The 3,372-nt window shown below is 55.9% G+C and carries 4 protein-coding genes; 1 reads left to right on the top strand and 3 read right to left on the bottom strand.

Features of this window, described 5'->3' with window-relative positions; translation table 11 throughout:
- Positions 1 to 58 precede the first annotated feature (58 nt).
- The 3 genes from Q668_RS16020 to Q668_RS16010 are packed head-to-tail and all read right to left on the bottom strand — an operon-like array spanning position 59 to position 2,782.
- Positions 59 to 1,348, bottom strand: a complete 1,290-nt coding sequence (locus Q668_RS16020; protein WP_004574636.1) for an ISL3-like element ISPpu12 family transposase — start codon at positions 1,346 to 1,348, stop codon at positions 59 to 61.
- Between the two features lie 21 nt (positions 1,349 to 1,369).
- Positions 1,370 to 1,882 (bottom strand): signal peptidase II, encoded by a 513-nt coding sequence (gene lspA / locus Q668_RS16015; RefSeq protein ID WP_003821921.1) that lies wholly within the window; start codon positions 1,880 to 1,882, stop codon positions 1,370 to 1,372.
- A gap of 3 nt (positions 1,883 to 1,885) precedes the next feature.
- Entirely contained in the window at positions 1,886 to 2,782 is an 897-nt protein-coding gene (locus Q668_RS16010) for a cation transporter (protein WP_004574643.1), read from the bottom strand.
- Between the two features lie 95 nt (positions 2,783 to 2,877).
- Here Q668_RS16010 and cadR point away from each other — a divergent pair, with 95 nt between their 5' ends.
- Entirely contained in the window at positions 2,878 to 3,285 is a 408-nt protein-coding gene (gene cadR, locus Q668_RS16005; RefSeq protein ID WP_007148576.1) for a Cd(II)/Pb(II)-responsive transcriptional regulator, read from the top strand.
- Positions 3,286 to 3,372: the final 87 nt, after the last annotated feature.

Here is a 3,372-nt window from a genome sequence, read left to right as displayed (position 1 = left end):
GGGTATACGGATTTAATGGTTGATGGGGCACCTTCACCCCATCAATCTGATACCACCCTCAGATGGTTGATAGATCGACTCCGTAGTTGAGTTCCTCTGCGAAGTCCGGCAGTCCGTAACCGATGGTTTTCTTGTAGAAAGGAGAGACCTTCGCAGTCGGTGCCTTCTTCTTGTGCTTCGTGGTGTAGAGCATTCGTGCCCGCATCACCTCGAAGGAGTAACCGCGCCCTTCACGGTTCTTGTCCTTGGCCAGTCGGTTGATGGACTCCGTGTAAGCGTTGGTGACGGGCATGTCCGTCTCGAAGTAGGTCATGGTCTCTTCGCGCCAGTTTCCCACTGCCCTGACCAGATCGCTCCAGACTTCCTTTTGGCCCTTCGGGATGGTGGCTATCCACTCGTCCAGGGCGGCTTCTGCCTGGAGCCGTGTGGTGGCGTCCCAGATGCCGTAGAAGCGCTCCTTGTGCTCGTAGGCGGCCAGCAGTTGCGGGAACGCGCCTGTCCAGGTCTCCATGATGAGGCGCTCCCGATCTGAGACTTCGTGAGCGCGTTTCAGCAGGATTTTCCGGTCTCCCTTGAGAGTCCGGCTCTGGGACGGTTTCAGCTCCTTTCTGAGGCCCTTGCGCACTCTCTCTAGGGCATCGTTGGCCATGCGCACCACATGGAACTTATCGACCACGATACGGGCCTGGGGCAGCACAGCCTTGACCGCTGCCCGGTAGGGGTTCCACATGTCCATGCTGACGATCTCGACCTTCTGCCGGTCTTTCAGCTTCATCAGGTAGTTGGTCACCACGTCCTGGCGGCGGGTGGCCAGCAGGTCGAGCAGGGTTCGCTCCTCAATGTTGGTCAGAATGCAGCGGTAGCGCTTGTTCAGGTATAGCTCGTCAATGCCCAGGATGCGGGGCGTCTCGAAGCGGTGCCAGCGCCCCAGGAACTCGGCGCGGGCGTTGAAGATGTCGCGCACCGTCTTCTCGTCCAGGCCGGTCTGTGCCGCCACAAAGGTGTAGGGGTGGTTGAAGGATTCCTTCTCCACGTACTCATGCAGCCGCAGTGTCATACGGAATCCGTCCACCATCTCCGGTAGCTGGGGCCTGAATGTTGTCTTGCAGGCCCGGCAGGTGTATCGGCGGCGGACCACCCAGAGAGTGACCCGCTTGCCGTGGATGGGCAGATCACGATAGGGAACGTCACGCTTGCCGAACCGTACGAACTCACCCTGCACGCCGCATTCCTCGCAGGCGATGGGATCGGGCACGTCCACCTGGAAGTGCATTTCGTCGTCGGTTGATTTGCAGCCCAGTACTTGGTATTGCGGCAGGTGAAGGATGTTGTCGGGAAGTTCGGTCATGGTGTTGTATAGGCGTAGGTGTCAGTCAGATCCATCCGACTCGGCATTGGTGTTTGCTTTTTTACCCAACAAGCTGCTGGAAACGAAAAGTAAGGCACCGAGGACAATTGCAATATCAGCCAGGTTGAAGGCCGGCCAATGCCAGTCTCGCCAATAGAAATCAAAGGAATCCACAACATAGCCGCGAAAGACCCGGTCAATCAGGTTGCCCATGGCGCCACCGAGGATAAGACTGTAAGCGATGGCTTCTCCTTTATGACGATTTTCAAGGATCAGCTTGATCAGAAAAATCGAGACCACTACCGCGATTCCGATAAAAAAGTAGCGCTGCCAGCCTCCACCATTCGCAAAAAGACTGAATGCGGCACCGGTGTTCCATAGGTGCACCCAGTTAAAGAACGGGGTCACCGAAACATACTCGCCATAGGCCATTGATTGCTGCACCAGCCACTTTACAGCCTGATCAGACGCTGCCAGCAGGCCCGATATGGACAATAGGGCATACGGCGAGAGCTTTTTGCCAATAATGAGCATTATTTAACCCTTCAACGCCAAAATGCGTCTGGCACCGTTAAGTACAATGCCCCCCGCGATGGTGCCGATAATCAGATCCGGATAATTGGAACCGGTCCACGCGACCAGGGCGCCGGCGGTGATGACCCCCAGGTTGATCACCACGTCGTTGGCCGAGAATATCCAGCTTGCCTTCATGTGCGCCCCGCCTTCCCGATGTTTGGATATGAGCAGCAGACAACTGGTATTGGCAATCAATGCGACGAATGCGATAGCCATCATCACCAGCGATTCAGGCTCACTACCGAATACAAAGCGTCTCACCACCTCTACGAGCACGCCCACAGCCAAGATCAGTTGCAGTACACCAGCAAGATGCGCGGCACGTACCTGCATTTTCACGCTATGCCCAACCGCATAAAGGGCAAGCCCGTACACCGCCGCATCGGCAAAATTGTCCAGGGATTCTCCAATCAGGCCGGTGGACTGGGCGATCAGACCGGCAGTCATTTCCACCACGAACAGAAGTGCATTGATGCCGAGCAACCAGCGCAGGGTCCCGGATTCTTGCTTAGCAGAAGCTGCCGAAAACTCGGCGGCCTTGATGGTCTCCGGATTTGCAGCGACGGTTTCCTGAAGCGAGGCGCCTAGCCCCAAGGTCTTCAGTTTCGAGGTGACGGGCTCGACCTCGCCGTCATGCACGACCTTCAGCCGGCGGTTCGACAAGTCGAAGGACAGCGCCCGAATCTCCTCAAAGCCGTTCAGGGCTAGGCGAATCATTCGTTCTTCTGATGGACAGTCCATCTTCGGCACGGCATAAACACTGACCCATCTCCCTGGCGCCTCGGAGGAGGCCTGTATATCGGTATCCGCTGCGGACGTTGCATCACCGCCACAGGCGCCACCACAGGATTTGCTCATGATACGACTCCACTTGAACAATGTTGTGGTACCATTTAAAACTATAAAGCTACTATAAGGTCAATAGAGTAAAGAATCCGTTGGGGAGGAGGCTGATGCGCATTGGTCAGTTGGCGCAGTTGGTAGGGGTCGAAACACAGACGATCCGCTTCTATGAACAACAGGGCTTGTTGCCGCCGCCTGATCGGCAGGACAACGGTTACCGTGTCTATACCGAGAAGCATGGTGAGGGGCTGGCCTTCATCCGTCGCTGCAGAATCCTGGGCCTGTCACTGGCTGAGATTCACGAACTACAGAGCTATCAGGACGACCCTCATCAGCCTTGTACCGCCGTCAACACCTTGCTCGATGATCACATCTCTCATGTGCGGTCGCAGATAACCGCTCTGCAAGCGCTTGAGAAACAACTCGTTTCACTGAGAGCGAGTTGCAACGATGACCGGGAAGTTGAGGCGTGTGGGGTTCTTGCTGGAATTAGCGAAGGAAACATGCACCAGCAGTAGGTGAAGCATCAACCAGATAATCCGATGAGATGCCGGTCTGTCTCACTCTCATGCAAAGGTAAGATCAACCATTTAATCCGCTTACCC

Origin of the sequence: Marinobacter sp. ES-1, assembly GCF_000475255.1 — a bacterium.
Lineage (GTDB): Bacteria > Pseudomonadota > Gammaproteobacteria > Pseudomonadales > Oleiphilaceae > Marinobacter > Marinobacter vinifirmus.
The sequence above is the reverse complement of the archived record's forward strand: the minus strand, read 5'-3'. Positions and strand labels throughout refer to the sequence as shown.

Bases quoted from the DNA above. Each gene is read 5' to 3' on its own strand.
- Q668_RS16020 (WP_004574636.1), bottom strand. From the start codon at position 1,348: ATGACCGAACTTCCCGACAACATCCTTCACCTGCCGCAATACCAAGTA.
- lspA (WP_003821921.1), bottom strand. From the start codon at position 1,882: ATGCTCATTATTGGCAAAAAGCTCTCGCCGTATGCCCTATTGTCCATA.
- Q668_RS16010 (WP_004574643.1), bottom strand. From the start codon at position 2,782: ATGAGCAAATCCTGTGGTGGCGCCTGTGGCGGTGATGCAACGTCCGCA.
- cadR (WP_007148576.1), top strand. From the start codon at position 2,878: ATGCGCATTGGTCAGTTGGCGCAGTTGGTAGGGGTCGAAACACAGACG.